At 40.7% G+C, this 25,328-nt stretch carries 25 protein-coding genes; 1 reads left to right on the forward strand and 24 read right to left on the reverse strand.

Annotated elements, in window-relative coordinates:
* Positions 1-10 precede the first annotated feature (10 nt).
* Entirely contained in the window at positions 11-1,630 is a 1,620-nt protein-coding gene (locus tag G5B06_RS01700; protein ID WP_180215092.1) for a DAK2 domain-containing protein, read from the reverse strand.
* A gap of 59 nt (positions 1,631-1,689) precedes the next feature.
* Complete coding sequence (locus tag G5B06_RS01705) at positions 1,690-2,049, reverse strand: Asp23/Gls24 family envelope stress response protein (RefSeq protein WP_015524900.1); 360 nt, start codon at positions 2,047-2,049, stop codon at positions 1,690-1,692.
* 228 nt (positions 2,050-2,277) lie between these two features.
* Between G5B06_RS01705 and rpmB the strand changes: the two genes are divergently transcribed.
* Positions 2,278-2,466 (forward strand): 50S ribosomal protein L28, encoded by a 189-nt coding sequence (gene rpmB / locus G5B06_RS01710; protein ID WP_015524898.1) that lies wholly within the window; start codon positions 2,278-2,280, stop codon positions 2,464-2,466.
* Between the two features lie 349 nt (positions 2,467-2,815).
* Here the strand turns inward: rpmB and G5B06_RS01715 are convergent, their stop codons facing one another.
* The 22 genes from G5B06_RS01715 to rsxC all read right to left on the reverse strand — a co-directional run bounded on the left by G5B06_RS01715 (position 2,816) and on the right by rsxC (position 25,324).
* Positions 2,816-3,184, reverse strand: a complete 369-nt coding sequence (locus tag G5B06_RS01715) for a GerW family sporulation protein (protein ID WP_148447893.1) — start codon at positions 3,182-3,184, stop codon at positions 2,816-2,818.
* Entirely contained in the window at positions 3,168-3,869 is a 702-nt protein-coding gene (locus G5B06_RS19320) for a DUF2953 domain-containing protein (protein ID WP_173761695.1), read from the reverse strand. The genes G5B06_RS01715 and G5B06_RS19320 overlap by 17 nt, the downstream gene beginning before the upstream one ends.
* Positions 3,870-4,260: 391 nt before the next feature.
* Positions 4,261-4,560, reverse strand: coding sequence for a hypothetical protein (locus G5B06_RS01725; protein WP_180215088.1), 300 nt, complete (start codon positions 4,558-4,560; stop codon positions 4,261-4,263).
* Between the two features lie 71 nt (positions 4,561-4,631).
* A complete protein-coding gene (locus G5B06_RS01730; protein ID WP_148447899.1) occupies positions 4,632-5,087 on the reverse strand; it encodes an NUDIX hydrolase in 456 nt (151 codons plus the stop codon).
* A 108-nt stretch (positions 5,088-5,195) separates the two neighbouring features.
* Positions 5,196-6,674, reverse strand: coding sequence for a penicillin-binding transpeptidase domain-containing protein (locus G5B06_RS01735; protein WP_330384973.1), 1,479 nt, complete (start codon positions 6,672-6,674; stop codon positions 5,196-5,198).
* Positions 6,592-7,971, reverse strand: a complete 1,380-nt coding sequence (locus G5B06_RS01740; RefSeq protein WP_148447903.1) for an FtsW/RodA/SpoVE family cell cycle protein — start codon at positions 7,969-7,971, stop codon at positions 6,592-6,594. The genes G5B06_RS01735 and G5B06_RS01740 overlap by 83 nt, the downstream gene beginning before the upstream one ends.
* Before the next feature lie 6 nt (positions 7,972-7,977).
* Complete coding sequence (locus tag G5B06_RS01745; RefSeq protein WP_244092636.1) at positions 7,978-10,137, reverse strand: peptidase U32 family protein; 2,160 nt, start codon at positions 10,135-10,137, stop codon at positions 7,978-7,980.
* A gap of 101 nt (positions 10,138-10,238) precedes the next feature.
* On the reverse strand, positions 10,239-10,646 hold the full coding sequence (locus G5B06_RS01750; protein ID WP_021976549.1) for a cell division protein ZapA: 408 nt from the start codon (positions 10,644-10,646) through the stop codon (positions 10,239-10,241).
* A gap of 130 nt (positions 10,647-10,776) precedes the next feature.
* On the reverse strand, positions 10,777-11,787 hold the full coding sequence (ruvB, locus tag G5B06_RS01755) for a Holliday junction branch migration DNA helicase RuvB (RefSeq protein WP_173761696.1): 1,011 nt from the start codon (positions 11,785-11,787) through the stop codon (positions 10,777-10,779).
* Positions 11,788-11,847: 60 nt separating this feature from the next.
* Positions 11,848-12,459 (reverse strand): Holliday junction branch migration protein RuvA, encoded by a 612-nt coding sequence (gene ruvA / locus G5B06_RS01760; protein ID WP_148447909.1) that lies wholly within the window; start codon positions 12,457-12,459, stop codon positions 11,848-11,850.
* Positions 12,460-12,587: 128 nt separating this feature from the next.
* On the reverse strand, positions 12,588-13,652 hold the full coding sequence (trpS, locus tag G5B06_RS01765) for a tryptophan--tRNA ligase (protein WP_148447911.1): 1,065 nt from the start codon (positions 13,650-13,652) through the stop codon (positions 12,588-12,590).
* Between the two features lie 66 nt (positions 13,653-13,718).
* Positions 13,719-14,930, reverse strand: coding sequence for a glycosyltransferase family 4 protein (locus G5B06_RS01770; protein ID WP_148447913.1), 1,212 nt, complete (start codon positions 14,928-14,930; stop codon positions 13,719-13,721).
* A gap of 48 nt (positions 14,931-14,978) precedes the next feature.
* Positions 14,979-16,421 carry a flippase gene (locus tag G5B06_RS01775; RefSeq protein ID WP_148447915.1) on the reverse strand — a complete coding sequence of 481 codons (1,443 nt, stop codon included), beginning with the start codon at positions 16,419-16,421 and terminating at the stop codon, positions 14,979-14,981.
* Between the two features lie 43 nt (positions 16,422-16,464).
* Entirely contained in the window at positions 16,465-17,604 is a 1,140-nt protein-coding gene (locus G5B06_RS01780) for a glycoside hydrolase family 99-like domain-containing protein (RefSeq protein ID WP_148447917.1), read from the reverse strand.
* Between the two features lie 35 nt (positions 17,605-17,639).
* The gene (locus tag G5B06_RS19325) at positions 17,640-18,890 is read right to left on the reverse strand and encodes a glycosyltransferase (protein ID WP_148447920.1); all 1,251 of its coding nucleotides are present in this window, start codon (positions 18,888-18,890) and stop codon (positions 17,640-17,642) included.
* 17 nt (positions 18,891-18,907) lie between these two features.
* The gene (locus G5B06_RS01790) at positions 18,908-19,972 is read right to left on the reverse strand and encodes an NAD-dependent epimerase/dehydratase family protein (RefSeq protein WP_173771181.1); all 1,065 of its coding nucleotides are present in this window, start codon (positions 19,970-19,972) and stop codon (positions 18,908-18,910) included.
* Between the two features lie 342 nt (positions 19,973-20,314).
* Complete coding sequence (locus G5B06_RS01795; RefSeq protein ID WP_148447923.1) at positions 20,315-21,106, reverse strand: RnfABCDGE type electron transport complex subunit B; 792 nt, start codon at positions 21,104-21,106, stop codon at positions 20,315-20,317.
* A 13-nt stretch (positions 21,107-21,119) separates the two neighbouring features.
* On the reverse strand, positions 21,120-21,695 hold the full coding sequence (locus tag G5B06_RS01800; RefSeq protein ID WP_021976543.1) for an electron transport complex protein RnfA: 576 nt from the start codon (positions 21,693-21,695) through the stop codon (positions 21,120-21,122).
* Between the two features lie 14 nt (positions 21,696-21,709).
* Positions 21,710-22,414: an electron transport complex subunit RsxE gene (gene rsxE, locus G5B06_RS01805; protein WP_173761698.1), complete on the reverse strand. Its 705-nt coding sequence runs from the start codon at positions 22,412-22,414 to the stop codon at positions 21,710-21,712.
* Positions 22,415-22,428: 14 nt separating this feature from the next.
* Complete coding sequence (locus G5B06_RS01810; RefSeq protein ID WP_148447925.1) at positions 22,429-23,007, reverse strand: RnfABCDGE type electron transport complex subunit G; 579 nt, start codon at positions 23,005-23,007, stop codon at positions 22,429-22,431.
* On the reverse strand, positions 23,007-23,984 hold the full coding sequence (locus tag G5B06_RS01815) for an RnfABCDGE type electron transport complex subunit D (protein WP_148447927.1): 978 nt from the start codon (positions 23,982-23,984) through the stop codon (positions 23,007-23,009). The genes G5B06_RS01810 and G5B06_RS01815 overlap by 1 nt, the downstream gene beginning before the upstream one ends.
* Before the next feature lie 14 nt (positions 23,985-23,998).
* Positions 23,999-25,324: an electron transport complex subunit RsxC gene (gene rsxC, locus G5B06_RS01820; protein WP_021976539.1), complete on the reverse strand. Its 1,326-nt coding sequence runs from the start codon at positions 25,322-25,324 to the stop codon at positions 23,999-24,001.
* Positions 25,325-25,328: the final 4 nt, after the last annotated feature.

Consider the following 25,328-nt stretch of genomic DNA (forward strand, 5'->3'; position numbering starts at 1 on the left):
TTTCTACTCTTTATTCTACGGAAATCAGGTAATAATAAATTGGCTGACCACCCTGGTTCAACTCAACTTCACACTCCGGATATTTCTCCGCAAGCGCATCGGAAAGTGCCTCCGCATCCGCTTCGGATACATCTTCACCATAGTATACACTGATGATCTCTGCTTCCTCATCGATCATTTCCGCTACCATATCTTCTGCTACCTGAAGGCGTTCCTTACCTACTGCAAGAATACCTGCATCACCGATTCCCATGATATCACCCTCATGGATTTCTTTATCATCAATGCGGGTATCACGAACGGCATAGGTAACCTGACCGGTTTTCACTCTGGAAATCGCCTCTGTCATAGAAGCAAGATTTTCCTCACCATTCTTTTCAGGAACAAAACTGATCATTGCGGAAATTCCCTGTGGAATCGTCTTCGTCGGCACTACAATAATTTCCTTGTCTTCTGTCAGATCTCTTGCCTGATTTGCTGCAAGAATGATATTTTTATTATTCGGGAAAATGTAAATCGTTTTTGCATTTACTTTTTCAATGGCATTGAGCATATCTTCTGTACTTGGATTCATAGTCTGACCACCTTCAATCAGGTAATCTACGCCAAGTTCACGGAAAATCTGAGAAAGTCCCTCTCCTACGGATACAGAAATAAATCCGTTTTCTTTCGGTGGCTCTTTCTCCTTCTCGGCCTGTTCTCTGGCAAGTTTCTCTGCATCTTTGATCAGTTTCTCCTGATGCTCCTCGCGCATATTGTCAATTTTCATACGGGAAAGCTGTCCATATGTGAGTGCACGTTCAAATGCCTGTCCCGGATGATTTGTGTGTACATGGACCTTTACAATTTCATCGTCTGCTACCAGTACAATGGAATCTCCAATCGAATCCAAGAATTCACGGAAGCGGTTGATTTCTTCCTGCGGAAGCGGTTTCTCAAGAAGAATGATAAATTCTGTACAATATCCAAATTTAATATCAGCCTCAGCCTGCGGAGAAATCTTGGTTACTTTCGGAGCAGCAGATGCCTCGAACTGGGAATAATCCACCTCTTTCCCATGGTATCCGTCAATGGCTCCACGAAAAACCTCCAGAAGTCCCTGTCCGCCGGAATCCACAACACCTGCTTCTTTCAGAACCGGGAGCATTTCCGGAGTTCTGGCAAGCGTTTCCTCTGCATGCTGAAAAATCCCATCAAAAAATGATTCCAGATCCTCTGCTGTATCTGCAAGTTCTGCCGCTCTGTCTGCTGCTGCTCTGGCAACGGTAAGGATCGTTCCTTCCTTCGGCTTCATAACTGCCTTATATGCTGTTTCAACACCTCGCTCCATAGCTGCGGCGATAGCAGGTGCATCCAGATCATTAAGTTTACGTACACCTCTGGTAAAACCACGCAGAAGCTGTGACAGAATAACACCGGAATTACCTCTGGCTCCACGAAGAGAACCAGATGAAATAGCCTTCGCCAGCGTTTCCATATCCGGATCTGTAAGAGCACCTACTTCGGAAGCGGCAGACATGATGGTAAGTGTCATGTTCGTTCCCGTATCCCCGTCAGGTACGGGAAACACATTCAGTTCATTAATCCATTCTTTCTTCGCTTCCAGATTCTTGGCTCCTGCCAGAAACATTCTGGAAAGTATTTTAGCATCTATGGTTTTGTTATTCACCACAAGTTCCTCCTCTAAAACTAATCTATAGCGCGTACGCCTTCAACCATAATGTTAATCTTTTCGATCTCCATTCCTGTAAAGGCTTCGACTTTATATTTTACATTGTTGACAAGATTGTCTGCAATAGTACTGATATTCACGCCATATGCTACGATGACATGGAAATTCAGTCGGATCTTATTATCATCGGTAATCTTAACACTGATACCATGTTTCAGGCTGTCAATACGTAAAAGTTTAACCAGTCCATCCTTCATACTGATAGCTGCCATTCCAATAATACCAAAGCATTCTACCGCCACACTGCCGGCATAGGTTGCGATGACATCCGTATCAATTACGATCTGACCCAATCCGGAATCTATACGTCCATTCATATGGTTACCTCCACTGTTTCATTTAAAATTAAATTATATAAATCTATTATAACCTTTTTTTTCCGAGAACACAACGCTTAATTTCGCCATGATTTTCATGGTTCTCTCCAATATAAAGCAGTGATAAAAAAACTCTTTGCAGAATTTTTGATAAATTTCCTTTTTTTGCTTGCAAAAGAGCAATTCATCTGTTAAAATGGTGACTGTTGATAAAAGGAGGTGCTATTCATGGCTAAATGTGCAATCTGCGATAAAGGAGCTCATTTCGGAAACAATGTGAGTCATTCCCATAGAAGATCCAACAAAATGTGGAAATCTAACGTTAAATCCGTCAGAGTAAAAACAACTGCCGGCGGAGCAAAGAAAATGTATGTATGTACTTCTTGTTTAAGATCCGGAAAAGTTGAGAGAGCGTAAGTAGTATCGTATGCCCCCGTAGAATGCGGGGGCTGTTTTTTACCTTTTTATAAAAATTCAAAACAAAAGGGAGGCATGCCTTAACCGCACACTTCCCCTTTATCTGCAAAACATATGATATCCACATAGCAGACATATCACTGCAATTGAAATCACAATAAAATTTTCTGTAATAAGAATTCCAAGAACCATTCCAACCCCGATAAAAAACAGCATAAAACCTGTTAGCTTTCCCACTCCTGTCTGCCCATTTCTCTTTTCTTGTTACAGTATATGCACAGAACCGAAAGTAAGTACTGTCTACAGCCGCAAAATCTTATGTCATTCCGAAACCGGCTAAAAAACACTTCTATTCTTCCTTATCCGTATCGTCATCTCCGCCTGCACCTGGTACAAAACGATTTACAAAATCCGGAACCATATCCAGAACCTTGGTAAGTCCATCCTGATTCTTCACATTCACAAGTTTGGTAGTTCCATTCTGGATCACAAGTACTGCACAGGGAGTCATTTTTCCGGCGAGTCCCCCACCTCCGTTGTTCTTCTTGTCTCCCTCAAAGGCTCCGGCACCTACACCGAAAGATACATCGACAAGAGGAAGGATAATCGTATCACCTACATGAATAGCATCTCCTACAACAGTTTTGGCAGATACAAAACCATCCATTCCTTTAAACAATGAGTTCACGGTATCCTTGAAATTATTCTCTTTCTCCATGTTTTACCTCCTTATGTCTCCACCTGTGGATGACGTATTTGATATTTTTATTGAAATAAAGTTCTACTGCCGTCTTTAAAAGTATCACGCCGTATATCCGGCCTTTCAGCATAATCTCCCCTTCCAGAATGTTTTCCCCGTCAAAAAGAGGTTTTACGGTTACTTTATTCTTGTGAAAAGGTATCGTCATTCCCATTACAGCTAACACGGTGCCTGTAACCGCAGGATCTTCGCATCCAAATGTAATCATACCTGTAACTTTGGTAGGAAATATATGGCGCAGCAGTTTTTTGGCATCTTTCCATACAAGAGAAATCGCTGCTCTTGTTCGTGGATGATTTATAAAATCTCTCCACCTTTTTATCTTATCACAGAATTTTCTGATTGTTAATGCGAAATTCCGGATCTTTTTCTGAATCTTTCCAGGAAATTCTATAACACTACAAATCCGTTTACGGAGTGCTCTTCCTGCTTTTTTTATTTTTTCCACAATTCCCGAAATTAAGCCAGAAATACTTTTCCGGGATTTTTTTTCATCTTTTTTTATTTCGTCTGCCAGCGGTATCCGACTGGATTCTTCCACTGAATCCTGGATATTATATTCCGTCCCTTCTTTCGGCATGTCTGGCTTCTCTTCCTGGCAGACCGGGATATCCGTCTGCTGTGTACCTTCCTCAGATTCCACCGAAGAATTCTCTTCTATTATAATTACAGGAGATTCCCTTTTCTTTTCTGCATTCTGAAATTCTGTCTTTTCTAATGAAGTTTGTGGTTTTTTCTTTCTTCTGTCTCTAAACGCTTTCAGCTTCGACAATGGTATTCCCAAAACATAAATTTCTGTTTCAGGGCTTCCTCCCTGCCAAAATGCTTTGACAGAAATCCCGTGAAACAACCAGCTTATCTCTCCAAAAGCCTCTATCTCTCTGATCCCTTCTGTCCGTTCCTTTTTTACCTTTCCTCGGTATCTGACAGGACAAAATAAAAGGAGCAATGCGCCTAGAAGTATCAGACCGATAACAATCCCCAGAAGTATCAATATCACTTTTAGTATGAGCCATAATATGTGCAGCATTCATTCACCTGTTCTTCAGATATTCTTTTATTTTAAAGTCTCCGGTTTCTTTATAAACCTGCTCAACGACATCCCGTACCATCTGAATTGCCTCGTCTTTTCCTTTGGCCATACCAATAATCAACGGACAGATTGCCCTGGCTCCCCGTTGTACCAGTGTAACCGCAGGAAGGATTTCCAGAATGTTTCCAGGATTGTCTGATAATGTAACAATATAAATGTCCGGAACACATTTTCCGGCAGTGATCCGTGCTCTCACTCTGGTTGGATTTTTTACACCGTCTCCAATATAATAATTTTTCATCCATTTCAGCACCCTGCGATCACCTCCATATGTCAAACAGGGCTGCGTAAAAACACAGCCCTGTCCTGTTGCTAAAAATACTTTTGCTGTTTCGCCCAGACGCCTTCACTCCGCATCTCCAGATACTCCTGATATGCCTGTTCCACAATATGCTTCTCGTTGGAAAAACGAAGAAGATGATAAATCTCATGAAACTTATAGTATCCAGAATCTACAAAATATTCCTCACGCTGGGGTTTGCTATGATAATTATCAGCTATCATGAGATACCAGTGTACCTCTTTCATTACCACGTCCTCCGGAACTGTGAAATTATACTGGCTCTTTCCGATATATTTCACAATCGAAGCTCTGACACCTGCCTCTTCCTTCACTTCACGTAAAGCAGTCTGTTCAAAAGTCTCTCCTTTTTCTACAGTTCCTTTCGGAAGCACCCATCCTTCATAACGGTTCCTGTAGGATTTATACAATGCCAGGATCTTACCCCGATGAATTACCACACCGCCACAGCTTGTTGCTTCTATCATATTGCAATCCTCCTGTAATGCGTGTGTCTTTTGCACTGACTACAGTATACCTCTTTTTTCACTTATAAGCAAGGGGCAAGAAGCAGATACTGTTTCAATTTTAGCAACTTAATCAAAATAATATGCATCAAATATATCTCCAGCAATTGGAACAGCTGCCTCACTTCCGGTTCCACCATTCTCAACAATTACGGCAACCGCAATATCCGGATCATCCACATTCGAATATCCGATAAACCAGGAATGACTGGAGCCATTTTCATCAAACTCTGCAGAACCTGTTTTTCCTGCAACTGTATATCCACGTCCATTCAGTGCGGATGCTGTACCATTCTCAACAACGTTCTTCATCAGCTTTCCGAGAATATTCGCCTCATTGCTTGTCATTAAACGTTTATACTCTGTTTTTTCTGTTTCCCTAACGGTATCTCCGGAATTATTCACAATCTTATCAATCATGGTCGGTTTCATCAGTACACCGTCATTGGCAATGGCACTTGTAATCAGCGCCATGTGCATAGGTGATACAAGCGTATTGCCCTGTCCAATAGAAGTCTGCATCACAAGTGCATTCGGAGAATTTTTATCCAGCGTAAAACGGCTGGTTTTATAGGAATTCAGGGGAAGTGCTTTATTAAAAAGCAGATCTTCTGCCGTACTGCGTAGAGAACTGTTGCCAAGGCTCAGCCCCATATCCGCAAATGCACAGTTACAGGAATGGGCAAATGCCGAATAAAAATCTTCCTGTCCATGAACCGCGCCATTGTAGCACTGAATCGTATGATCATCTACTGTAATACTGCCCTGACACAGATAAGAATATCCTTCCAGGGAACCTTTTTGCCGAAAATAATCCAGCGCTGTGACAACTTTAAATGTAGATCCAGGAGGATATGCTCCATTTGTGGCACGGTTAAGAAGGCTACTGTTATTCTCGTCATTAACGAGGCTATCCCAGTTCTGTGCTATGGTATTCGGATCAAAGTCCGGCTTGCTCACCATAGCAAGAATTCTTCCGGTCGACGGTTCCAACACAACTACGGCACCTCTTCGATCTCCCAGAGAATTATAGGCAGTCGTCTGAAGATCTGCACTCAAACTGGATATCACCGTATCTCCCTGATTCTTTTTCCCTAAAAATTCATTCTTCATCTGTTCCAGAAAAAAAGAATGCGAAGTCAGAAGCTGAAAATTCGCTTCTGATTCCAGTCCACTTTTACCATTGGTATCATAACCGACCGCATGTGCAAAAATATTGGCAAAAGGATACGTCCGTTCCTCCGTACCATCTTCGTATACATTGGTCTGTGCCAGAATTTCTCCATCCGAAGACTGAATACTTCCACGGACTACCCGATCTGAAAATGTATCCTGTCTGGTATTATACGGACTGTTTATAAAATCTTCACTTTTTATGGCATCAAAATAGATCAGATACCCAATCAGACTGACAAAAATCAGTATGAAGAATGCCGATACAAAGGTGAACGGTCGGTTCTTCCTCCTACGGAGCCTGGCGGCGTCCCGTTCTCTCAGGCGTCGCTCTCTTTCCTCTTCTTTCAAACGTTTCTTTTCGCTGCGTCTCAATTTCCTCGTCCTCATCTTCCCTCAGAATATAAAGTCCCTGAATAATTGCCAGCATCAGGATGGTACACATAACAGAACTGCCTCCGTAACTTACCAGAGGAAGAGTAACACCTGTCATCGGAATAAACTTGGTTGCTCCACCAATAGTCAGAAATACCTGAAAAGCATATTCTGTTCCCAGTCCCAGTGCTATCAGCTTATAAAACGGGTTCCGGATTTTCAGTGCAATGGTAACTATCATGAGGAAAAAGCTGGTACACACCAGAATAAGGCAGATCGCAAAAATCCCTCCCAGTTCCTCACAGATCGCGCTAAAAATAAAGTCGTTCTTTACAACCGGAATTTTTTCCGGAGATCCCTGGCAAAGTCCCATTCCAAACCATCCGCCGGTTCCAATTGCAAATAATGACTGTACAATCTGATAACCTTCATTCTGATAAACCGCCATTGGATCTTTCCATGCGCTGACTCGCTGGCGGACATGTCCAAAAAGATGGTATGCAATCACAGCTCCTACACAGCCTCCGCCAAGTCCCAGAAACATATATCCCGGATTTCTGGTTGCAACATAAATCAGCACAAGATAGGTAACAAAAAAGATTACGGCACTTCCCAGATCTCTGGAAAGAACCAGAATTCCTACATGAATCACCGCAACAACTGTGGCCAGTACGACTTTTCGGAAATCCACCCTCGTACTGAGAAGCGATGCCATAAAAAATACAAAGGTAATTTTGATTACTTCTGATGGCTGAATTCCCATAAGGGAAAGCTTTGCACCATAACTTGTTCTTGCCAGAACAAGAACTGCTGCCAGCAAAACAATACCGATTCCTGCATAAATCCACGTAAGATCTTTCAGAAACTTCATTTTCCGAATCATCACGGGAATCACAAGTGATACTGCACTTCCTGCTGCCACAATCAGAAGCTGCTTGTTTGCAGATGGAAGGGATAGTCTGCACAGCATAATAAATCCCACACTCAGAAGCATGCACATATTATTCAGAAGAAGTAACGATGCATCCCGATAGATAATCCGATACAAAATCTGAATTGTCGCAAAAAAGAACATCATTTCAATATAAAACAGAATGACTTTAAAATCCATGCTCTTCAGATAGATCACAAGAAATGCTGTAAAATCAATAAAGAAAATCATAGTCAGCTGTTGATGAAGCAGTTCTTTTTTTTCTTCCTCATCCTGTCGCCATACCATATAAAAGCAGTGAAAGGTATAGACAATCATCAGCGTGAGGATCACATATTTGGATAATTCTGTAATTACGTTAATCATACACTTTTACTCGGCTCCTCTTTTAAAATGGCCTTTTGTATATTTACGTCCGGAAGGTTTTCCATTTCCCTGATAAATATTTCTAAACTCTTCCAGAACCGCTTTTGCTTCCGTTGGTGCTTCAACGGTAAATGCCAGCCTTAAAGACTGAAGATTTAATTTTTCCACACGTTCTTTTTCACCTGTAAGTCCATAGGGAATGCTGTTATATATAATATTATAACAGTATTTCGCCTTCGTCGGGTCAATTTTTCCCCAGGGGATACAGCAACACTTTACGGGAAATTCACTGTTATAGCGATCTTTCAGATAGACCGTTTCACATTTCCCGGTACATCCGAAAAGATTCTTTCTCACACACTGCGCGGAAACCATCAGTGGAATATACCCGTACAGAAGAAGTTCCGAGGAAGTATTATCCCGATGCTTTAGTTCTCCTTCATTCAGTTCAAGAGGAACCGCGTTTCGAAGAATTCCTTCTTCTTTCCAGAAATCTATTGCCTGATTATTCCATGTATACATAGATGCATCCAGTACACATTTTTCTTCGTACCCGAGTTTTTTTAATGCGGCATAGGACTCCAGATTTCTTACCAGAAATCCCTTCATTCCCTGACTCATCCAGCTCTCTGCTGCCTGAACCCATTCTTCCGGAATCGGACCTCGATGAATATGTGGCGTGGAAAGATATAATTCCTTCTGTTTTGCAAGCTCCGGCGAAAAATACTTCTTCATGATATCAAATGGAAAATAAAAACCTGTAATTCCCTTTTCTTTCAGAAATACTTCCGCAACATCTTCGCGTTCACAGGACACATACAGCGGGCATTCTTTTATTTCAGATCCTGAACAGACATGGCTCTTTTTATGCTCTTCTGTCTGTTTTTCCGGACAGTTTCTTCTACTGCATCCGGACAGTTTTTCTCTCATCTGTTCCAGTGCATCTCTACGCACTTCATTGAGAACTTTTACCGGAACAAAAATTCTTCCATTTGTTTCAATCTTCAGGCTCTCCCATTGAAATTCTGTGTTTCCAAGCTTTTCCATTTGCTGGCGGATTCTTGTTTCCTCCATGGGCTGATTCTTCGCGAACTGAACTTCACCGCCCATGGCTGTCACCGTTTTATCCCTGCAGGTTATTTCCAGTATAACAGGACTTTCCGGAGAAAGTATTAAATTCCCATGAATTTTTTCTTTTATTTTTCTGATCTCCGGCTGAATATTGCCAGATTTCTTCTCATTTGCAAAAGCCATCATCTCAGGGCCACGATACATATCATAATATCCGGTGCAGGATCCTCCCCTGCTGAAAAGATCAAGAAGATATTTCCGGTCTTCCTGCTGAACAGAATATTTCTTTCCACTCAGATAAAGGTCCAGATATTTTCGATACATGGCTGTAACACCCGCGGTATAACCTGGCTGTTTCATACGGCCTTCAATTTTCAGTGACATCACACCTGCTTCCAGAATATCCGGAAGAATATCCAGTGTACAAATATCTTTCAGGCTTAATGCACAGAAATTTTTATCCCCTTTGTATTTTCTGTGATCATATGTTCCGCTGTAAGGAAGCCTGCAGGGCTGTGCACATCTTCCACGGTTTCCACTTCGGCCGCCAAAGATACTGCTCATCAGACACTGACCGGAATAACTGTAACAGAGTGCTCCATGAATAAATGTTTCAATTTCCAGCGGGCTTATCCGATGCATAGCTGCAATTTCTTCCAGCGAAAGTTCCCTTGCCGGAACCACACGGGTCGCCCCTTTTTCTTCCAGGAATTTCATACCTTCCGGGCCTGTGACAGTCATCTGTGTACTTGCGTGAATATCCAGATCCGGAAAGTTCCGACGGATAAAAGAAAACACTCCCATATCCTGTACAATTACTGCATCAAGCCCTGCTTCGTAGTATGGTGCCAGATACTCAAAAAGCTGACCTTCCAGTTCTCTATTTTTCAGTAATGTATTAACTGTAAGATACAATTTCCGGTTATGGATATGTGCCGTTTCAATGGCTGTTACCAGTTCTTCCTGAGAAAAATTCTGTGCATAAGCCCTTGCTCCAAAAGCCGGGCCTCCTACATACACTGCATCTGCACCAGCTCCTATGGCCGCTTCAAAACTCTCATAAGAACCTGCTGGTGAAAGCAATTCTGTTATCATCTTTTTCAAAATATTCCCCCATTTCCTGTCTTTTAATCCAATTCTGTCCCGTAAAGCATTCAAGAAAACAAAAGAGGATTACCGAAGCAATCCCCCCATTCTTATTTGAGCAATTCGTCAAGCTCTTTTTCCAGTTCTTTCACCTTGCCATCCAGAAGATTCTTCTGATCCTGAGCTTCCTGTTCTGCTTTCTTTGCCTCTTCAATCTGCATTTTCAGAGAAATCAGTTCATGTTTCAGATCATACATCTCCTGGTCTTTCTGCTGTAGATCCTGTTCAAAAATCTCCGCCTGTTTTTTCGCTTTAAAATAATCATCTGTAATATTCAGACTGAGCAGTGTGTGCTTGGTTTCCATGGCCTGTCTGGAATATCCCGGCATCTGGCTCAGTTCACTGATCTTATTATTCATATAAGCTGCGACCTTCTGAAAGTACTCCTCAGATTCATATCCGCCCAGAGTAATAATCTTTCCATCGATAACAACCTGTGCTGTATTCTTTACCGCCATTCGTAAAGCCTCCTGAATTCATCTGTTACTGGTCATTTCCACAATAACATTCCTCTATATTGCTAGCCTTACAGCTCACAACTTCTTTCATTATAACTGATTCCGATAAAAATGTATAGAAGTTTTTCTATTATTTTGTCGATATATCAGGACGGGGATATCCAAGATGGGTATATGCAAGCACAGAAGCCATCCTTCCACGGGGTGTTCTGTTCAGGAATCCGGTCTGCAGAAGATAAGGTTCATACACGTCTTCCAATGTTCCGGAATCCTCTCCAATAGAAGCCGCAAGTGTTTCCAGTCCTACCGGACCACCCTGAAAATTCAGAATCAGCGTCTGCAGAATACGGCGATCCGTTTTATCAAGACCATACTGGTCTACCTCCAGAAGATCCAACGCAAAACAGGCAACCTCATAGGTAATCACACCATCGTATTTAACCTGGGCAAAATCTCTTACCCTTTTCAGAAGGCGGTTCGCAAGCCTTGGTGTTCCTCTGGAGCGCTTGGCAATTTCAGCCGCTCCATTTGGTTCAATTTCTACTCCCAGAACCTGTGCGGATCGCAGAACAATGGTGGTAAGTTCCTTTTTGTTGTAAAATTCCAGACGCTGTGTTACTCCAAAACGATCACGAAGGGGAGCTGAAAGAAGGCCAGCTCTGGTAGTCGCCCCAACCAATGTAAATTTCGGAAGATCCAGACGGATCGAGCGGGCAGACGCTCCCTTACCAATCATAATATCAATGGCAAAATCCTCCATAGCCGGATACAAAACTTCCTCCACCTGACGGTTCAGTCTGTGGATTTCGTCCACAAACAGTACATCTCCTTCCTGAAGATTATTCAAAATTGCAGCCATTTCCCCCGGTTTCTCAATAGCTGGTCCGGAAGTAACTTTCATGTGTGTTCCCATTTCATTGGCAATGATTGCGGAAAGTGTTGTCTTTCCAAGACCTGGAGGTCCATAAAACAATACATGATCCAGAGAATCATGGCGTTGTTTCGCCGCCTCAATATAGATTTTCAGGGTATCTTTTGTTTTTTGCTGACCAATATACTCTTCCAGACTCTGAGGCCTTAAGTTTCCCTCCAGGGAAAAGTCCTCTTCTGTAACGTCTGTTGTAATGATCCTGTTTTCCATTTATTATGCTCCGTTCCTAATGTAACGCGGATATTTGCGTTCCGCCTTGCCATATGCCCATTAAAAATTTTTCAGTGCAGCCCGAAGAATCGCTTCCACATCATCTGCCTGCACTTCCTCAGGAACTTTCCGTACTGCCCGCAACGCATCTGCCGAACTGTATCCCAATGCAACCAGGGCTTCCACCGCTTCCTGACGACTATCTCTGAGATCAGAAGCTCCTGCTGCCACTTCTTCCTGCTGATGTGCAAGCTTCATCTCAAACGCATCTTCCAGCTTCAGTTTGTCTTTCAACTCCAGAATCATTTTCTGTGCAGTCTTTTTACCGATTCCAGGAGCTTTGGATATTGTCTTTACATCATCGGACAATACCGCAAAACGCAGTTCATCCGCACTGATTCCGGAAAGAATTCCCAAAGCGCCTTTCGGTCCTACTCCATTTACCCCGATCAGCAATTTGAACATGCCAAGATCATCTTTTGAAAAAAAGCCATACAGTTGAAGAATATCTTCCCTTACATAAAGAAATGTATGTATTTTTTTCTCATCACCAATGTGCGCTTTCTCAAGATCCTGACCTGTCATATAGATCTCATAACCAAGTCCGCCATTTTCCATAATAAGGAAATTTTCGCCAATATCTGCTACTGTACCTTTTACAAAAGAAATCAAAATTAACGGCTCCTTCCCGAAAACAGCAACTGAACATCTGTTTCCCATATGAACGCAATAGTAACATAATTCTCAAAAAAAATCAACCCGGAATACGAAACTCCGGGTTGATTCGAAATATCTTACTGTTACTGATTCAGGAAATCCTGATCTTCAAAATAATTGATACGCATGGAAGAACGAACATCATGAAGGGTTGCTGCCGCTTTTTCTCTGGCAACTTCTGTACCAGCTTTCAGAATATCAAACACATCAGCGGTGCGCTGTTCCCACATCTTTCTTCTCTCACGGATCGGTCCAAGCTCTGCCTGCATAACATTATTCAGGAATTTCTTAACTTTTACATCGCCAAGGCCGCCTCTCTGATAGTGTGCCTTAAGCTCATCAAGATTCTGATATTCCGGAAGAAATTCCGCAAAATGTTCCGGACGGCTAAATGCATCCAGATAGATAAATACCGGATTTCCTTCCACACGTCCCGGATCCTGTACTCGAAGATGGTTCGGATCGGTAAACATGGACATAATCTTTTTCTTAACTACATCGGCTTCATCAGACAGATAAATACAGTTTCCGAGAGACTTGCTCATTTTTGCTTTTCCATCGATACCTGGAAGACGTAAGCATGCCTTATTTGAAGAAAGAACGATCTCCGGCTCAGTCAGTGTCTCACCATAAACTGTATTAAATTTATGAACAATTTCCTTACACTGCTCAAGCATCGGAAGCTGATCTTCACCTACCGGTACATGCGTTGCACGGAAAGCTGTGATATCTGCAGCCTGGCTGATTGGATAGCAGAAAAATCCTACCGGAATACTTGCTTCAAAATTACGCTGTTTAATCTCAGATTTAACTGTAGGATTACGCTGCACACGTGCTACAGTAACCAGATTCATATAATAAAAAGTCAGCTCTGTCAGCTCCGGAACCATGGACTGAATGAAAATATTGGATTTCTCAGGATCAAGACCACATGCCAGGTAATCCAGGGCTACCTGAAGAATATTCTGGCGAACTTTCTCCGGATGCTCTGCATTATCCGTAAGCGCCTGTGCGTCTGCGATCATAATATAAATCTCGTCATATAAGCCGGAATTCTGCAGTTTCACACGCTCTGCCAGTGATCCAACATAATGACCTACATGAAGGCGTCCCGTCGGACGGTCGCCGGTTAAAATAATCTTGCTCATGAATTTCGTTCTCCTTGAAGTATACTGAATATTTATACCTTATTATAGACCCTTGCAATAATCTGGTCAAATAGTTTCGATCGGAAAGTTACTTTTTTCATCAACCAGTTCTTGCATAATCTTGTAAATCTCTTCTGAACATTTTCCTATGGTGTAGTCATTAATCGCAGTAATGTGCCCATTCTGAGCTATTTTCCTCATTTTATCGGCATCATGAATTACAGTTTCTATCGTTTTCTCTAAAGACTCCAAATTACCTGCTTCATATAAAATCCCATTTACTCCATCACAAATCAATTCACTGGTACCGGCTACATCAGCACCTATTACCAGCATTCCAGCCAGCATAGCTTCAACGGTAACTCTTCCAAATGCTTCACTGCAAGAAGCTACAAGGGCAATATCCATTTGGCGCCTTAAAGAATTCATATCTGTTACATAACCCAAAAAATGAATATTTTCTTCCAATTTATATCTTTGCACATATTTCAGTATTTCCTTATAATATTCTCCTCTCTTTTCTCCTGCAATATACAAATGAACATTGCGATTTCCCTTTTTTATTATTTTTTGAATTACCTGTATTGCTTCTTTTTGGCCTTTACCAGGTTTTATTGTTCCGGCTATCAAAATATTACATTTTGTATTCGGCTGCAGAATCTGATGCTGGTTTATAATGAATTCTGGAGAAATATCATCATATATTACCTGCATTTTTTCTGGATTTACATATTTTGAATATTTGTCAAACAGGCTCTTGGAAATCATTATAATTTTATCTGAATATGTATTCATTCCCCTGTAGAGTCTATTTACTCCACCTATAATCCCAAGTTTGTGGTCTTCGTAACCAAATTCCCGAATATGCCAGATCATTGGAATTCCATATTTTTTCTTTATCAGCATGCCAATCGGAAGCACCATTGTATTGGTATATATCAAATTTATGTGAAATTCATTTATTACGCTGTCTATTCGATACAAAAAATCATATGTATATGCAAAACTTTTAAGTGTTTTTAGAATCATATATAAATTTTTAGGCGTATAATCTTCCATATGATAATCCCATCTTCCATAGCAAAATGGAACTATATAAACATTTTTAGATTTCAGATATTCAATTGCAGACCCTTCTTTTACAGGAAAAGCTGCCAATATTTCTATATTTTTCTTTTCCAATAAATTATCTATGACATCTATAAGCGAGCGATTTCCTCCATTATTTTTATTTCCATCATGAAAACAAAATAAAACTGTTATTTTAGAATTTTTCATTTTATTATTTCTCCTGTTAATTGGAAATAATGTACACCTACATCATATTTATTCTAAACCTATGCGTGACTTTAAAATTCCCACAAACATTCCCGCTGTTTTCACCTTCATCATAACTGTTGTTATTGTGTAAAATAAAACTCCCAGTATGCATGACAAGATAATAACTATAATCTCATTTTTTAATACAGTTTCTACCAATATTACGATAATTGCCATTCCTGTAGAAGCCAACAAAATCTTCAGAATATCCATCTTATCAAATTTTGTATGCACTAATTTCTGTGCAGCCGTAAACTGATATAGACATACAACAAATTCACTTATTACAGATGCAATTGCCGCACCGTTTTGTCGAAAGGCCGGTATCAGTATTAGATTCATAATTATATTTGATATTGCACCTAAAACAGTCGTATAAAAAAGTATTTTCTCTTTTCCAAAGGCAACCAGAATCTGAACCCCATAGAGATTACCAATAGATTTAATAACTACTAAAATTGTCAAAATCTGAACCGTTAAAACTGCTGGCAAAAAATCAGCTCCAAACAAAAAAATAATTATATATTTTGATAGCAAAGCTAGCCCAACACATGCAGGTATTGATAAATAAAGAAGCCCTGCCTGTGCATTTTCAATAGTTTTTTTTAACTCTTCCATTTTATTCTGTTCTCTATATAAGCTGAAACGCGGAAGTAAAATTGTACTTACTGAAGCGGCCAGTCCAACAACAATTGACGATATTTTTGTTGCATAATTATAATAACCCACATATTCTTCTGATGTCATTATTCCTAATGTTGTGGTATCTAGCTTCGTATATAATTCTACAGCAAATCCTGTTGACAACAAAATAAACAATGGTTTTATATGTTTCGCAAGCTCTATATGTTTCACATCATCCAAAGTCAAATACTTTCTCAGATGAATAACATTAATAATATTATTTCCAGCTAAAGCAATACTGCTAAAGAGCGCATACGCAATGGTGTCATCTTGTTTCTTTACAAATACAAAAATACCTAATAATGTTAGAATTTTTACTATTAAACTTCTAACAGTAATATATTTATATTCTTCCATTCCCTGGTAAAACCAGTCAACATTAGCAGCAGTCAGAAGTAATTGTATTCCAACTACATAATAAAGCATTTTACTATTCTGAAAATACGGTAAAGTAGATACCATTCCATAATAAAAAGCAGAGCAAATAAGTGTAGAAAATAATGTTATTATTAACAATTCCACAACCGTCTTCGAATATTCCTCTTTATTCTTCTGCTTTTTCCCGATTTCTCGTATTCCATAGTTACCTACACCAAGTGACGCAGCTGTAATAAAATAAGATGCAATATTTTGGGCATACGCAACTTTTCCGACTCCCATTGGTAACAAAATTCTGGAGACATAGGCTGAAGAAATAAGCGGAAAAATTATCATGAAAAGTTTGTAAATGATATTGTATAAAGAATTTTTAAATAATGATTTCATCAATATCTTGTCCTTTTACATTTTTTAATCTGATCTAAATAGATCAATCCGGAAATTCTCCGTTTTCTATAAGTGCACTTCTGACAGCTTCCAGATATCCATACTGATTTTCTTCATCTGGTTCGAGATATCCTCCCTCTCCCCATTCATTCCACGCAAACAAAAACATAAAATCTTTTTTGTAAGTTTCCCGGGTCCTTTTCACTAATTTTGAAAAATATTTTTTAAATTTCTGTGGTGTCGCTCCTATGTAAACCTGACCTCTTTCATGATATCTTGGACTATTATCCCAGTTCACAAAAGCGCAGGGGACAGATTTTTCATTTTCCGGCTTTCGTGTTAATATATTATTCCATGTAGCATCGTAATCCGGCCGCGTTAAACCAGCTATCTTATTAAAAGTGCTCTGCCCATATCTGCGTAGATCCCATCCAAATTTTCTTTCACAAAAACGCATAAATTTACGTCGAATTTCTTTTAAGCCCTCCAACTTTTTATTAGCCATTTTTTTTCTCGATGTCTGGGGCTCATATTCGATTTCAAAATCTATTTCGCTATGATCTAATGATTTATCCAAATTGAATTCTGCACTCTGACTTGCAAAATACAGACCTGGAAAACCTTCCTCTTCTGCAAGTTTCCTCCAATATTTAAGCATTTCCGTAAGACATGGGATCGACTCTGGACGATAGATGACAATCAACGGTTTTCCATCTTCTTTTATATATCTTTCATCTCTGAGAAAAGGCAATAAATAATCCCAATGTTCTTTCCATTCTTTTCTGTCACCGTAAAACTGAGGCATAATAACCGTCTTTTTTCCAGTCCACTCCATTGACCACGCCTCATTTGCCCAGCAAAAACAAAATGGAAGATCTATTTCTTTGTCAGCTAAAATCTGCTCACATGGCTTTTCCAGGAGCATTTTGCCATTAAACCAGTAATGATAATAACAAAATCCATAAATACCATATTTTTGGGCCAAATCTTTCTGCCAGATTTTTGTTTCTCTTTTTAATAGATCATAATAATTATTATTCAAAGGAATTTTGGGCTGAACATGACCTTCAAAAAGTGGTTTTGCATTTTTTACATTGACCCATTCCGTAAACCCTTTTCCCCAATATTTATCATTCAACGGGATTCTATGATATTGAGGTACAAAAAACGCAATTGTTTTCATTGGAGCAAATATCCTTTCTTTTCAGCAATCAAAATTTACTTATTATTTTTTACAGCCTCCGAAAAAACTTTCATCAAAGCCTCGTAATGTGTTTCCGGCGAAAATCTGCTCTCCAGTCTTCTTCTGCTGGCTGCTCCCATTTTTTCAACTACCGTATCATCATCCAATAATTTTATTTTTTTAATAAGATCTTCTGCATCAGCAGGCTTAAACAAATAGCCATTTTCCCCGTCAACAACCAGTTCCGGGAGACTTCCTATGTTGCTTGCGATAACCGGCTTTGAATATTGAAATGACTCCAACGCTGTGTTGGGCAGATTATCATACCAAATTGATGGAATTAATGTAAATCTTGCACCTTTGATAATATCTTCTAATTCTTCTCCGCTCTTAAATCCAAGAAATTCAATATTTTTAATTTTATGTTCTTTTATATATCTTTTGAGACGTATTGCTTCCTCTGTTGTATCATCTCCCATAATTTTAACTGTATATTTCTGGAGCTTTTCATAGGCCTGGACAACGGTTTCAACACCTTTTTCTTCTGTAATACGGCCAAAATACAAACCATAAGAACCTATTTGAGGTTCTCCCACTTTGGTTTTGCTCGCTGTAAAAGTAGGAATACAGTGGATCTTTTCTTCTTCAAAACCATTTGCTGATAATTTCTGTTTCAAAAATTCTGACGGTGTTATAAAAGCATAAACTCCATCATATACATGAATCAGCTTGTGGAACTTCATAGAAAAAACTCTTACAACAGATGCAAACAGTGAACCTTTCACACATCTTTTCTTTATACAGCTTCTATATCCTTTAGTCAGACACTCCTCGCATACTCTTTTTTCATACATAAAATCAAATCGAGGACACAAAAGGAAATAATCGGATAGTCTCAAAACTACCGGAATTCCTTTCTTCCTGGCCCCCCTGATTACACTGGGAGAAAGTTTATTAACAAAGTGAATGATATACACCAGATCTGGTTTTACATCATCAATTTCTCTTTTTATCGCTTTTTCAACTTCCTTCGAATAGATGCTCCGTGTAAGCATCTGCCAGATAGATCTCGGTGTTTTTTTTACTTCCTCGAAATAAATTGCATCCCTGCCGCCAATCGGTTCAACAAAATATTTTGAATATTCTGTTGCAACATTTTTATTTGAATGTATAGAAAAAGGAATAACTTCATGTCCCTGATTTTCAAGCATTGTTTTTATGTTAAACATATATTTCTCAGGACCACCTGAAATAAAATATCGATAATTAACTAATAATATTCTCACTCCGTATTCCGCCTTTCTTACTTATAAAAATCCGCATACCATTCTGCAAATTCCCGCAATCCTTTACGTAGGTCTGTACCCGGTTTATATTCAAAATCCTTTTCCAACGCACTGGTATCTGCATAAGTTATAGACACATCCCCCGGCTGCATCGGCACCAGTTCTTTATGTGCTTCGAAATCATAATCTTTGGGAAGAATTTGGGCTCTAATTAATTCCTCGCTTAATATCTGCACAAAATCCAGCAGATTTTCCGGTGTACCCTTTCCAATATTATAAACTCTGTACGGCGGTACAGGTAGTCCATCTTTTCCTGTTTTTCTGTCCGGTGCTTTTTTCATAACACGGATTACACCTTCAACAATATCATCAATATAAGTAAAATCCCGTTTGCAGTTTCCATAATTGAAAATACGGATTTTTTCATTATTTTTCAATTTATTCGTAAATCCAAAATATGCCATATCCGGACGACCAGCAGGACCATAAACAGTAAAGAATCTAAGTCCTGTAGATGGAATATTATAGAGTTTAGCATATGCATGTGCCATTAACTCATCACTTTTCTTTGTAGCGGCATAAAGGCTTACCGGATTGTCAACCTTATCCTCTGTACTATATGGAACTTTTTTATTCGATCCATATACGCTGGATGAACTGGCATATACAAAATGTGCAACACCTTCTCTGCCTGCATCGTAAGAATGACGGCAGGCCTCAAGAATATTATAAAAACCTATCAGATTTGATTCTATATATGCATCTGGATTAGTTATCGAATAACGTACCCCTGCCTGTGCCGCAAGGTTAACTACAACGGATGGTCTATATTTTTCAAAAATTTCCTCTATCAATTTCTTATCTGCAATATTACCTTTAACAAAAGTAAATGTTTTATACTCAGATAACTCTTTCAGACGAAATTCCTTCAATCTCACGTCGTAATAATCATTCATATTATCGATTCCAATTATACTAGCCAATGGGACTTCTCTGTAAATCCTTTTTATGAGATTCGAACCAATAAATCCAGCTGCTCCTGTTACCAAAATATTTTTATTATCTAAATTTACTTTTCCCATACTTTCTCCCAACGAAAACAATTCTACTCTATCCACATTCAATAAAAATTAATAATTGTCATAAAAATACACTGTGACTCTATACTATTCACATAAACAGCTACAGTCCCAGTGTAAAATATTAGCTTAGATAGTATCATTTATATTTCTTACCATACATCTTCTTTTACCTTCAACAATTTGACTATTATCTAAATAATGATATCATTGTATCCATTACATGTCAAGAATGTTGTCATATTAACAATTTCTATAACAAATTCCATTTTTGAATTTCCTGCAAAAAAGAAGGTTGCCATATCTGGAAAATATATTCCGGACAGACAACCTTCTCTGAATTTTTTACAGTATTACATGTCTCGGGCAGACTTCCTTACATTTACCGCATCCTGTACATTTGTCATAATCAATGTGTGCACAGAAATCAGTAACTGTGATTGCCTCTGACGGACAGTTCTTCTCACATTTTTTACAGCCGATACAGCCAAGCTCGCAGGCAGTTGTAACTGCTTTACCTTTAGCATGGGAGCCACAGGCTACACGAATCTGTTTGTCATATGGTACAAGTTCGATCAGGTGACGCGGACATTTGGCAACACATTTGCCACAGGCCTTACATGCTTCCTGGTCTACTACCGCAATACCGTTCACTACATGAATGGCATCAAACGGACAGGCCTTTACACAGCTTCCAAATCCCATACATCCATATGTACAGTTTTTTGCGCCGCTGCCTGGGATGAAGGCCATCATCTCGCAGTCTTCCACACCTGTGTACTCATATTTCACAGTTGTCTTATCACAGGTTCCCGCACATTTTACAAAAGCAACCTGACGTGCGGTTTCTTTTACTTCCTGTCCCATGATCGCACCGATCTTGGCTGCAACCGGAGCGCCGCCAACTGGACACTGATCTACAGGAGCTTCGCCTTTTGCGATTGCGGCAGCAAGTCCGGAACATCCCGGATAGCCACAGCCGCCACAGTTATTTCCAGGAAGAACACCAAGAATGGCTTCTTCTTTTTCATCTACCTTTACGGTTAATTTCTTATCTGCAAGTCCAAGGAAGATACCAATGAATAAACCAGTACCGCCGACAATGACTGCAGCCATAATAATTCCTGTTATACTCATGCTCTTCTTCCTCCTATACGATTCCGGAGAATCCAAAGAATGCAATTGCCATCAGTGCTGCCGTAAGCAGAACGATCGGCATACCCTGGAAGGATTCCGGAATATCGTTGTATTCCATTTTTTCACGGATTCCCGCAAGTAATACAATTGCGATCAGGTAACCTACACCTGTGGCAAATCCGTTGACAACGCTTTCAAGAATGCTGTATTCATATTTAACATTGTTCAGTGCTACACCAAGAACTGCACAGTTTGTTGTGATCAGAGGAAGGTATACACCAAGTGCCTTGTAAAGGGATGGTACAAATTTCTTGAGAAACATTTCTACGATCTGTACCAGTGCCGCGATAACAAGGATAAATACGATTGTTTTCAGATACTCAAAATGTGTTGGTACCAGAATAAATTTATATAACAGCGAAGCAACAAAAGATGCGATCGTGATGACAAATACAACCGCTCCACCCATGCCGGCTGCTGTTTCAGTTTTCTTGGAAACGCCCAGGAAAGAACAGATTCCAAGGAACTGGCTTAATACAACGTTACTGCAAAGTGCAGAACCAATAGCAATTAACATTAAGCTTGCCATATTCTATTCCCCCTTTATTCTTTTTCAGAAGGGCATCCGCCGCAGGTTGCACAGTTGGAACCGCAGCCGGACTGGATCTTGGAAACATCTTTGCCCTTCTTTGCCATGTTGATCTTTACTTTGTTCTGGATCGCTGCAAGTCCGGCAAGAACCAGAAATGCTCCAGGTGCAAGGATAAAGATAGTGATCGGGGTATAGCCTGCAGCGCCGGTAGCTGCGTCAGCAGCCGGAATGATCTGTGCTCCGAAAGCTTTTCCGGAACCCAGGATCTCTCTTACAAGACCGATAGCAACCAGGCCCACTGTAAAGCCAAGGCCCATTCCAAGTCCGTCAAAGATAGACGGAAGGACAGGATTCTTGGAAGCATAACTCTCTGCACGTCCCAGAATGATACAGTTAACAACGATCAGTGGAATATAAATTCCAAGTGAATCATAAAGAGAAGGAGTAAAGCCCTCCATCAGAAACTGTACAATGGTTACAAAAGATGCTACAACTACGATAAAGGCCGGCATTCTGACGGAATCCGGGATAATCTTACGCAGCATGGAGATCAGCATGTTTGACATAACCAGAACTACGGTTGTGGAAAGTCCCATACCAATACCATTGATAGCAGAAGTCGTTACCGCAAGAGTAGGACACATACCAAGCATCAGAACAAAAATCGGATTTTCGGTAATAATACCGTTTTTTAATCTTTCACCACAATTATTCATATTCAACTACCCTCCTAAAATGCGTTTTTGCAATAGCCGATAGCTGTATTGACTGCACCGGTAAAAGCTCTGGATGTAATGGTCGCACCGCTGATGGCATCAATAGGCTCACCCTCGCCGCCGTCCTTGGATACATAGAATTTATCGGTATTCTTTCCAACATACTGTTCCTGGAACTTCGCTTCTGTAGCACGCATTCCAAGTCCGGCAGTCTCACTGATGGAAAGAATGGAAACGCCGCTGACGGTACCATCCTTTGTTACACCAACTGTGATCTGGATATCACCGCCGTAACCCTCTTTATCGGTTACAGTTACCACATAGCCTTCATCTGCTGCTTCACAGACTTCATCTACGGTTGCCTTGATCCCAAGATCTGCTGCTGTTTTATCTGCTGCTTCCTTGTCTACATCTACAGCTTTAAAGTCTTCCAGGCTTACATCACTGAATACAGTCTGCCATGCTTCTTTTTTTGCCTGTTCTTCGGTTCTTGCGATGGGTTCTTTGGTAACTTCGTAAACCAGTCCAAGGCCAAGTCCGGCAACAACTGTAATGATCGTAAGGATCAATGTATTTTTGATAATCTTACCCATTATTTCTTGCCTCCTTTTCCAAAAGCAACCGGTTTTGTTACTTTTTCAATAAGCGGAACCAGAAGATTACAGAAAATGATCGCATAGGAAACGCCCTCTGCGGAACCGCCAAAGAGACGGAATACTGCTGTTACGATACCGAGGCAGCAGCCATATACCAGCTGACCTTTCGGAGTGATCGGAGTTGTCACATAATCTGTTGCCATAAACCAGGCTCCAAGCATCAGACCGCCTCCAAAGATATGGCTGAAAAGATAGTTTACATCAAAACCTTTGCCTGTTCCCAGCATATAGAAAATGACAAATACTGCAAAACTTCCGATATATGTAAGAGGTACCTTCAGATCAATGATCTTGAATGCAAGAAGGATCACTGCACCGATGAGGATCGCCAGAGCAGAAGTCTCACCGATAGTACCCTGGATATTACCAAGGAACAGATTCTTTACAGGAATAGAAGTTCCCTCAATGAATCCCTGGTTTTTAAGTGCTGCCAGAGGTGTTGCCTGTGTAACTGCATCTACAACAGCATGAGAGCTTTTGGAAACTGCAAAGTTAGTCATTTTTCCGGCAAAAGAGATCATAAGGAAGCATCTTCCTGCAAGAGCCGGGTTCATAAAGTTCTGTCCAAGTCCACCGAACAGCTGTTTTACAACAATGATCGCAAAAGCACTGCCAAGGATCGGCATCCAGATCGGGATCTGGGGCGGCATGTTCAGCGCAAGCAGAAGTCCTGTTACAACTGCACTGAAATCAGTAGTTGTATTTTTTTTATGCATCAGTCGGTCATACAGCCATTCAAAAAACACACTGGATGCAACCGTTGCCAGCACTACAAGGAGTGCATGCACTCCAAAGTTCCAGATACCAAAAAGTGTTGTCGGCAGAAGTGCGATCACTACCAGCTGCATGATACGGCTGGTGGTCATTTTATCCCTGATATGGGGATTAGATGATACATTATACATTTGTTCCATTGTTATTCCTCCCCCTATTTCTTTTTCTTGCGCTCGGCAAGAACCATTTTTCTCATAGATTTAATACTCTGAGTCAGAGGTCGTTTGGCAGGACAGATGTAACTGCAGCAGCCACACTCGCAGCATTCCATACCATCCATCTTTTCGAATCCTGCCATATCACCGTGTTCTGCAAGAGTTGCAAGACGGGCAGGAACCACATGGCCTGGACAGACGCTTACGCAACGTCCGCAATTGATACATGCAGTCTGGATCTGCTTCGCCTCGGAGACTGCGTCACGCTCCAGGAAAAGCAGGGAAGAAGTTGTCTTCGTACATGGAATATGAAGATCATACAGAGCAAATCCCATCATCGGTCCGCCGGAGATTGCTTTCGCGATCTTTTCCTTCAGTCCGCCTGCAGCATCTACCAGTTCAGACAGATCTGTTCCTGTAAGAACGGAAAAGTTCTTCGGTGTGCGGATACCGTCTCCGGTCACTGTGACATTACGGCTGATAACCGGCTGTCCCAGGATTACTGCTTTATAAACAGAAGTAACGGTTTCCACGTTATCAACCACGCATCCTACGTCTGCCGGAAGCATGGTAGAATTGATCTCTCTGCCTGTTACCGCATAGATCAATGTACGCTCACCACCCTGCGGGTATTTGGTCTTGAGTTCTTTTACTTCCATGCGTTCTTTGCCTTTGATGGCTTCTTTCATCTTGGCAATACAATCCGGTTTGTTGTCCTCAATACAGATGCATCCCACTGCTTTCGGGAAAGCTTTCAGGATTACTTCTAGTCCGCCGACAACGCTTTCCGGTTCTTCCATCATTCTGCGGTAATCACTTGTGATGTAAGGCTCACATTCGGCGCCGTTTACCAGGATATGGTCGATCTTGTCCGGTTCCTTTGGTGAAAGTTTTACGTGTGTCGGGAAACCTGCGCCACCCTGTCCTACAACTCCGCCTTCCTGGATTCTTTTCAGGATGTCTTCCTTGGAAAGGTCAGACAGTTTGGCAGGCGTATATTCCACAGATTCATACAGACCGTCATTTTCAATGATGATCGCATCCCCCATGGCGCCTACTGCAGTCAGGCGCTTCTCGATTCCCTTTACAGTTCCTGATACAGATGAATGTATCGGTGCGGAAACAAATCCTCCTGCTTCTGCGATTTTCTGTCCTGCAAGCACATGGTCACCTTTTTTTACGATGGGCTTGGCCGGAGCTCCGATGTGCTGAGAAACAAGAATTGCCAGATCTCCTTTCGGCAGATACTTCTCAACAGGACAGTTTTTTGACAAATCTTTGCCGTCATAAGGATGGATGCCACCCCTGAAGGTTAAAAATGCCATAGAT

The organism is Blautia luti (assembly GCF_013304735.1).
Taxonomy (GTDB): Bacteria; Bacillota; Clostridia; order Lachnospirales; family Lachnospiraceae; genus Blautia_A.

Coding starts and splice junctions, on each gene's coding strand:
- G5B06_RS01700 (WP_180215092.1), bottom strand. CDS start 1,630: ATGTTTCTGGCAGGAGCCAAGAATCTGGAAGCGAAGAAAGAATGGATT.
- G5B06_RS01705 (WP_015524900.1), bottom strand. CDS start 2,049: ATGAATGGACGTATAGATTCCGGATTGGGTCAGATCGTAATTGATACG.
- rpmB (WP_015524898.1), top strand. CDS start 2,278: ATGGCTAAATGTGCAATCTGCGATAAAGGAGCTCATTTCGGAAACAAT.
- G5B06_RS01715 (WP_148447893.1), bottom strand. CDS start 3,184: ATGGAGAAAGAGAATAATTTCAAGGATACCGTGAACTCATTGTTTAAA.
- G5B06_RS01725 (WP_180215088.1), bottom strand. CDS start 4,560: ATGAAAAATTATTATATTGGAGACGGTGTAAAAAATCCAACCAGAGTG.
- G5B06_RS01730 (WP_148447899.1), bottom strand. CDS start 5,087: ATGATAGAAGCAACAAGCTGTGGCGGTGTGGTAATTCATCGGGGTAAG.
- G5B06_RS01740 (WP_148447903.1), bottom strand. CDS start 7,971: ATGATTAACGTAATTACAGAATTATCCAAATATGTGATCCTCACGCTG.
- G5B06_RS01745 (WP_244092636.1), bottom strand. CDS start 10,137: ATGATAACAGAATTGCTTTCACCAGCAGGTTCTTATGAGAGTTTTGAA.
- G5B06_RS01750 (WP_021976549.1), bottom strand. CDS start 10,646: ATGGCGGTAAAGAATACAGCACAGGTTGTTATCGATGGAAAGATTATT.
- ruvB (WP_173761696.1), bottom strand. CDS start 11,787: ATGGAAAACAGGATCATTACAACAGACGTTACAGAAGAGGACTTTTCC.
- trpS (WP_148447911.1), bottom strand. CDS start 13,652: ATGAGCAAGATTATTTTAACCGGCGACCGTCCGACGGGACGCCTTCAT.
- G5B06_RS01770 (WP_148447913.1), bottom strand. CDS start 14,930: ATGAAAAATTCTAAAATAACAGTTTTATTTTGTTTTCATGATGGAAAT.
- G5B06_RS01775 (WP_148447915.1), bottom strand. CDS start 16,421: ATGAAATCATTATTTAAAAATTCTTTATACAATATCATTTACAAACTT.
- G5B06_RS01780 (WP_148447917.1), bottom strand. CDS start 17,604: ATGAAAACAATTGCGTTTTTTGTACCTCAATATCATAGAATCCCGTTG.
- G5B06_RS01790 (WP_173771181.1), bottom strand. CDS start 19,972: ATGGGAAAAGTAAATTTAGATAATAAAAATATTTTGGTAACAGGAGCA.
- G5B06_RS01795 (WP_148447923.1), bottom strand. CDS start 21,106: ATGAGTATAACAGGAATTATTATGGCTGCAGTCATTGTCGGCGGTACT.
- G5B06_RS01800 (WP_021976543.1), bottom strand. CDS start 21,695: ATGGCAAGCTTAATGTTAATTGCTATTGGTTCTGCACTTTGCAGTAAC.
- rsxE (WP_173761698.1), bottom strand. CDS start 22,414: ATGAATAATTGTGGTGAAAGATTAAAAAACGGTATTATTACCGAAAAT.
- G5B06_RS01810 (WP_148447925.1), bottom strand. CDS start 23,007: ATGGGTAAGATTATCAAAAATACATTGATCCTTACGATCATTACAGTT.
- G5B06_RS01815 (WP_148447927.1), bottom strand. CDS start 23,984: ATGGAACAAATGTATAATGTATCATCTAATCCCCATATCAGGGATAAA.
- rsxC (WP_021976539.1), bottom strand. CDS start 25,324: ATGGCATTTTTAACCTTCAGGGGTGGCATCCATCCTTATGACGGCAAA.